The 5,926-nt window shown below is 74.4% G+C and carries 5 protein-coding genes and 1 pseudogene; 4 read left to right on the top strand and 2 right to left on the bottom strand.

From position 1 onward, the window contains the following. Nucleotides 1-813, bottom strand: a pseudogene (locus tag ACWEKM_RS43120) (hypothetical protein); the annotation flags it as partial. 257 nt (nucleotides 814-1,070) lie between these two features. Between ACWEKM_RS43120 and ACWEKM_RS43115 the strand changes: the two are divergent. Both ACWEKM_RS43115 and ACWEKM_RS43110 read left to right on the top strand, forming a co-directional pair. Then, the gene (locus tag ACWEKM_RS43115; RefSeq protein WP_451626770.1) at nucleotides 1,071-1,457 is read left to right on the top strand and encodes a hypothetical protein; all 387 of its coding nucleotides are present in this window, start codon (nucleotides 1,071-1,073) and stop codon (nucleotides 1,455-1,457) included. Between the two features lie 382 nt (nucleotides 1,458-1,839). After that, nucleotides 1,840-2,709 carry a spermidine synthase gene (locus ACWEKM_RS43110; RefSeq protein WP_451626769.1) on the top strand — a complete coding sequence of 290 codons (870 nt, stop codon included), beginning with the start codon at nucleotides 1,840-1,842 and terminating at the stop codon, nucleotides 2,707-2,709. Between the two features lie 226 nt (nucleotides 2,710-2,935). On the opposite strand, the gene ACWEKM_RS43105 is transcribed toward ACWEKM_RS43110, so the two are convergent. Beyond that, nucleotides 2,936-3,502 (bottom strand): hypothetical protein, encoded by a 567-nt coding sequence (locus ACWEKM_RS43105; RefSeq protein ID WP_451626768.1) that lies wholly within the window; start codon nucleotides 3,500-3,502, stop codon nucleotides 2,936-2,938. Between the two features lie 122 nt (nucleotides 3,503-3,624). On the opposite strand from ACWEKM_RS43105, the gene ACWEKM_RS43100 reads away from it, so the two are divergent. After that, nucleotides 3,625-4,329: a response regulator transcription factor gene (locus ACWEKM_RS43100; RefSeq protein ID WP_451626767.1), complete on the top strand. Its 705-nt coding sequence runs from the start codon at nucleotides 3,625-3,627 to the stop codon at nucleotides 4,327-4,329. Then, nucleotides 4,326-5,699, top strand: a complete 1,374-nt coding sequence (locus ACWEKM_RS43095) for a sensor histidine kinase (protein WP_451626766.1) — start codon at nucleotides 4,326-4,328, stop codon at nucleotides 5,697-5,699. Before ACWEKM_RS43100 ends, ACWEKM_RS43095 begins: the two co-directional genes overlap by 4 nt. The last annotated feature ends 227 nt before the right edge of the window (nucleotides 5,700-5,926 follow it).

Below are 5,926 nucleotides of genomic sequence, written 5' to 3'. Positions count from 1 at the left end.
GTCGAAACGGCCGGAGTCGTGCGCCAGCCAGCCCACCGAGATGGCGAGTTCACCGGCGCCCGAGTGCAGCCGTTCGGCGGTGGCCTGCCGGGTCGTGCCGGCGTCCAGCAGCGCGTACGCGGCGCGCAGGGGGGCCGCCGCGCGCCGGTAGAGGCCGTCCGCGCCGTGCCGGTCGTCCAGCAGCCGGATCCGGCGGACGGCTTCTTCGAGGGCGGCTGCCTCTCCCGATCCGGCGCGCAGCGGCGGCCGTACCGCGGTCGCGGCCGCGGCGTCGATGGTGAGGCCGAAGGGCCCCAGGGCGGCGGCCACCGTGGCGCCCCCGCCGGTCATGAATGCGCGACGCAGCACGTCGCTCTCCTCGTGGTTCTCGTGGTTCTCGTGGTTCTTGTGCGTCGCGTGGTTCTCGTGCGTCTCGTACGGGTCCTGCGTGTCATACGGCTCGACGGCCGTCCCCGTCTCACCCGCGCGGGACACCGGGTCGGTGGCGCGCGCGGGTGACGCGTCCCCGGCCGGGCGCGCCCCGCGCCCGCGGACGGACGACCGGGGCGCGAAGCCGAGGTCGGCGAGAGTACGGCCGGGGAACATGTGCAGAAACACCCTTTCGTACGCGTAGTTGGGGCAGCGGATCTCACCCGCCTCGACCCGGCCGACATAGCGCGCGTCACAGCTCACCCGCTCACCGATCTCGCGGGCGGCACGCCGTACCAGCGCCGCGAACTCGGCGGGTGAACGCAGGCCGCGCAACCGCCGGAAGGCGAGGTTCGGCCGCGGTGGCCGGTCGGGCTGTGACGAGGTCACGGTTGACGACGACATGGCCGGGGGTCCTCTCGTGCGAACCGTCGAACCATGCCGGATTCGAGGTGAGTTGTCCGCGTGGCACCCTGGTTCCGGCGGGCAAGAACGTACCTGGTGTGACGGTCCCGCCACGCAGTGTTTGGCTGCAAACCGGAGATCTGCCCCACGATCTGCCATGAACTGCCATCCTTTGCGGCGGACTTACGCGTAGCCGTTGACGCCGTGCCGCGTTGGACCGAGTGGACTGCAAGAGAGGCTGCGTGGTGGAGGCCGGGATGGAGACCAGCCGGAGCAACGATCCTGCTATGTCGTCGCGAGCGGCGTGCGACCTCGTGACGGTGCCGACCCGGCACGGGCTGGAGGCCGTCGACATCCTTCGGCGGGGGGCCGGGGACGCGGTGGGGCCCGTGCTGCACGACGACGGGGGCGACACCCTCGGCTTCCTCGTGCCGCCGGGCACGGCGGCCGCCTGGGACGTCCCCGGCAGCACGTGCACCGAGACCAACGGGCGCGGCCTGAGCCTGCATCCCGAGCCCCCGGTGGAGGGCTCGGACTGGCTCGTACCGCCCGACGAGGCTGACCTCGCCACGGACCCGACGGACCTGCGCCGCGCCCTCGGCGAGGCGGCCCGGCTGATCAAGGCGGCGGACAGCTGCCGCTGAGCGCTCCGCCGGCCGGGCGCTGAGACGCCGTCGGCAAGGCGCGGTGGCATCGGCATCGCCCGCCGGGCGCGCCGTTGCGCGCGCCGGTACGGGGTGCTGTTCCGGTCTGTTCGGGCGCTGCCCTGTCCGTCCGCGTGCTGCTCCTGCCCGTACCGGGCTGCTTCGGCCCGTCCGCGTGCTGTCCCGCCCGTACCGGGCCCCTTGAGGCCCGTACCCGCCCGTACCCGCTCGTCGCCGCCCGCGAACCCGTGGTGATTCCACGCAGACCGGCCGCCGTCACCCCGTCTCGGCCTTCCGCCGCCGTTTCCTCTCAGGGCCGGGCAGGGGCCCGGCCGCGGACGGCGGGTGCTGCGGTGCGTCCGACGGCTGCGAGAATGAGCCGGTGGGCAGGACAAGGACCTCCGGGCGCGGGTCGGCGGGCGCCGAAACCGCCGCCGAGACCGTCGACGGCGGGCTGGCGCAGCTGATACCCGACCCGGACCGCGGTCGGGCCTGGACGCTGCTGATCGACGGGGCCCCGCAGTCGCACGTCGACCTCGACGACCCCGCCCACCTCTCCTTCGAGTACCAGCGCCGGCTCGGACACGTCGTCGACCTGGCCGCCCCGCCCGGAAAGCCGCTGCGCGCCGTCCACCTCGGCGGCGGCGCCTGCACCCTCGCCCGGTACGTCGCCGCCACCCGCCCCCGCTCCACCCAGCAGGTCGTCGAACGCGACGCACGGCTCGTCGAACTCGTGCGCCGACGGCTGCCGTTGGACCCGGCCGCCCGGATTCGCGTGCGATCGACGGACGCGCGCGCGGGCCTCGCCAAGGTCCCGGACGGCTGGGCCGACCTGATCGTCACCGACGTGTTCAGCGGCGCCCGGACACCCGCTCACCTCACCTCGGCCGAATTCCTCGACGAGGTCCGCCGCGCGCTGGGCCCCACCGGCGTCTACGCCGCCAACCTCGCCGACGGCCCGCCGCTCGCCCATCTGCGCGGCCAGATCGCCACCGCCGCCGCCCGGTTCGCCGAGGTCGCGCTGGTCGCCGACCCGGCGGTGCTGCGCGGCAAGCGGTTCGGCAACGCGGTCCTGGTCGCCGCCGACGGTCCGCTGCCGGTCGCCGAACTGACCCGCCGGGCCGCCTCCGACCCGCACCCCGGCCGGGTTGAACACGGCAAGCCGCTCAGTGACTTCACCGGTGGCGCCGTTGCCGTGACGGACGCGGTGGCGGTGGCCTCACCGGCCCCGCCACCCTCCGTGTTCCGCTGACCGCCCAGCTCCGACGGCTCCCGCGCCGACCGAACTCGTCGGCCCTTGCGTCCGTTTCCCTGCGGCTCTTGGCGTCGGGTCGGCTTGACGGCTTTTGTGTACGGTCGCTCGGATTGCTTCGGCGGTCGGTCGATTCGACGGTCTCGGTGCTGGGCCGACCCCGCCGGTCCCCACCTTCGCGGACCCGGCCGCCCCCGCGCTCCCTCGATCCCGGGGGCAACCGGGCTCAGTAGGTGCCGACCTCCACACGTGGCGGCCCGTCGTGCCAGGTGCAGAACACCGACACCCGGTCCGCGTCGCGGGTGAACTCCACCCGGATCCATGTCTCCGTCTTCCACACCTGCATCGACCACCCCGTGCCCGGGGCCGCCGAGACCAGCGACGCGCTCGTCTGCCCGAGGTCGAACACCGCCCGCCCGCCGTCGGTGTCGTAGCCCTTGACCCGGCCGGAGGTCATGAGGGACGGCGAAGGGGCGGGACCGCTCGCCGCGCTCCGGGCGGGCGCGGGCGTGCGCCCCGCGGACGGCGTGCCCGACGGCTGCTCCGCGGGCATCCGTGACGGCGTCCGCGACGGGGACGGTGGCCGTGACGGGGACGGCGACGGCGGCCGTGCGGTCGGCGACACCAGCGGCTTCGCGCCCTGCGTGGTCTCGTCCGCCGCCGTGATGGGCAGGGCACGGGGCGGGTCGTACGCCGTCCCCGCCATCACCGTGTGCACACCCCACCACGACAGCGTGACCGCCGCGCCCGTGGCGAGCGACCACGCCAGTACGAGTACGAGTCCTCTGCGCATCGCGGGCCATACTGCCCCACTCGCCCCACGAGCCGCACCCGCCGGAGCTGTCCACAGGAACCCGCCGGGAGTTGTCCACAGGCACACGGCCGGGGTGGGCCGCATGGCGTACGGTGCGGCGCATGGCAAGTGTTCTCGTGGTCGAGGACGACCAGTTCGTACGCTCGGCGCTCATCCGGCACCTCACCGACGCCTCGCACACCGTGCGCAGCGTCGGCACGGCACTGGAGGCGCTGCGCGAGGTCGCCCATTTCCGCTTCGACGTGGTCATCCTGGACCTCGGACTGCCCGATCTGGACGGGTCCGAGGCCCTGAAGATGCTGCGCGGCATCACCGACGTACCCGTGATCATCGCCACCGCCCGGGACGACGAGGCGGAAATCGTCCGGTTGTTGAACGCCGGGGCGGACGACTATCTGACCAAGCCGTTCTCGGTCGATCACCTGTCGGCGCGGATCACCGCCGTCCTGCGCCGTGCCCGTGCGGCCTCCGCCGACGCCGCGCCCTCCTCCGTCCTCCGCGTCGGCGGGCTCACCGTCGACCCGCTGCGCCGCCAGGCCGAGTTGGACGGCATACGCCTGGACCTGACCCGCCGCGAGTTCGACCTGCTCGCCTTCCTGGCCGGCCGACCCGGCGTCGTCGTACCCCGCAGGGAGCTGCTCGCCGAGGTGTGGCAGCAGTCGTACGGCGACGACCAGACCATCGACGTCCATCTGTCCTGGCTGCGCCGGAAGTTGGGGGAGACGGCCGCCCGGCCGCGCTATCTGCACACCTTGCGGGGCGTCGGCGTGAAGCTGGAGCCGCCCGGAGGGGAGTCCGCGCCATGAGGTGGGCCCTGGTCAAGGTGTGCCTCGCGGTCACCACGATGGTCGTGGTCGCCTTCGCCGTGCCGCTCGGACTGGTCATCAAGGAGCTGGCCCGCGACCGCGCCTTCTCCAACGCGGAGCGCCAGGCCGCCGCCCTCGCCCCGGCGCTGTCCATCACCACCGACCGCGACAAGCTGGAGCGGGTCGTGGCCTCCGCGGGCTCCGACTCCGGGATGGCCGTGCACATACCGGCCGTGGACGACGCCACCGCCGTCGACATCGGCCGACGGCGGGCCGCGGACCGGGACATCGGCACCGTGCGCAGACTGGGCCGCGCCTCCACCACCCAGGTGCCGGGCGGTTCGACGCTGCTCCAGCCGGTCGCGCTCAGTTCGGGCGCCATCGCGGTCGTGGAGGTGTTCGTCCCCGACTCCGATGTCGGCAGGGGCGTCGGCACCGCCTGGGGTGTCCTCGCCGCGGTCGGCGTCGCCCTGATCCTCGGCTCGGTCGCGGTCGCCGACCGGCTCGGTGTGCGGATGGTGCAGCCCGCGCGGCGGCTGGTCGAGGGCGCACATGAGCTGGGGGAGGGCAGACTGGGCGCGCGGGTGCCCGAGGAGGGGCCGAACGAACTGCGGCTGGCCGCGGTCGCGTTCAACTCCATGGCCGATCAGGTCGTCCAACTCCTCGCCAATGAGCGGGAGCTGGCCGCGGACCTGTCCCACCGGCTGCGCACACCCCTGACCGTGCTGCGGCTGAACGCGGCCTCACTCGGCGACGGGCCCGCCGCCGACCAGACCCGGGCCGCCGTCGCCCAACTGGAGCGCGAGGTCGACACGATCATCCGCACCGCGCGGGACGCCAAGCCGCAGACGGCCGCGGCCGGCCCGGGAGCGGGCTGCGACGCGGCCGAAGTGGTCCGGGAACGCATGCGGTTCTGGTCCGCGCTCGCCGAGGACGAGGGCCGCAAGTGGCGGGTGGCCGGGGTGGAGCGTCCGGTACGCATCCCCGTGGCCCGCGCCGACCTGGCCGCCGCGCTCGACGCGCTGCTCGGCAATGTCTTCCGGCACACCGCCGAGGGCACGGCCTTCGCGGTCGACGTGCACAACGGCGAGGACGCGGTGATCGTGCTCGTGTCCGACGCCGGCCCCGGCATACCCGACCCGGAGGCCGCGATGGCCCGCGGCCGGGGCTCCGGCAGCGACGGCTCGACCGGACTCGGCCTGGACATCGTGCGCAGACTCGCCGAGTCCACCGGCGGGGACGTGCGGATCGGCTCGTCGGTGCTGGGCGGGACCGAGGTGCGCATCTGGATCCAGCTGGCCGGGCGGGAACCGGTGCGCCGGGGACACCGTGGGGCGGTGCGGCGACGCAGACACCCGGCCGTGAAATGACCCCACGGTCTCGAGCCTCAACCGTCCCGGTCCCTTCCTTGAGCGCACCGTAAGGACCTCAACTCCCGTCTGGAAGGGGAGCTTTGCCCAAGGATCCCCAGCCCCGCGAGGTGCGGGGCGCCCCCCCCGCGCGCCCCCCCCCCCCCCACCCGGTGCCCCCCGCGACAACCCCCCCGCCGGGGGGGGCGGGCCGGGCCCCGCCCCCGGCCCCGACCCAACCCCCCCCC

The sequence above is a fragment of the Streptomyces sp. NPDC004752 genome (genome assembly GCF_053601275.1).
Note: the sequence above shows the minus strand (reverse complement) of the source record. Positions and strands in the feature narration are given on the sequence as shown.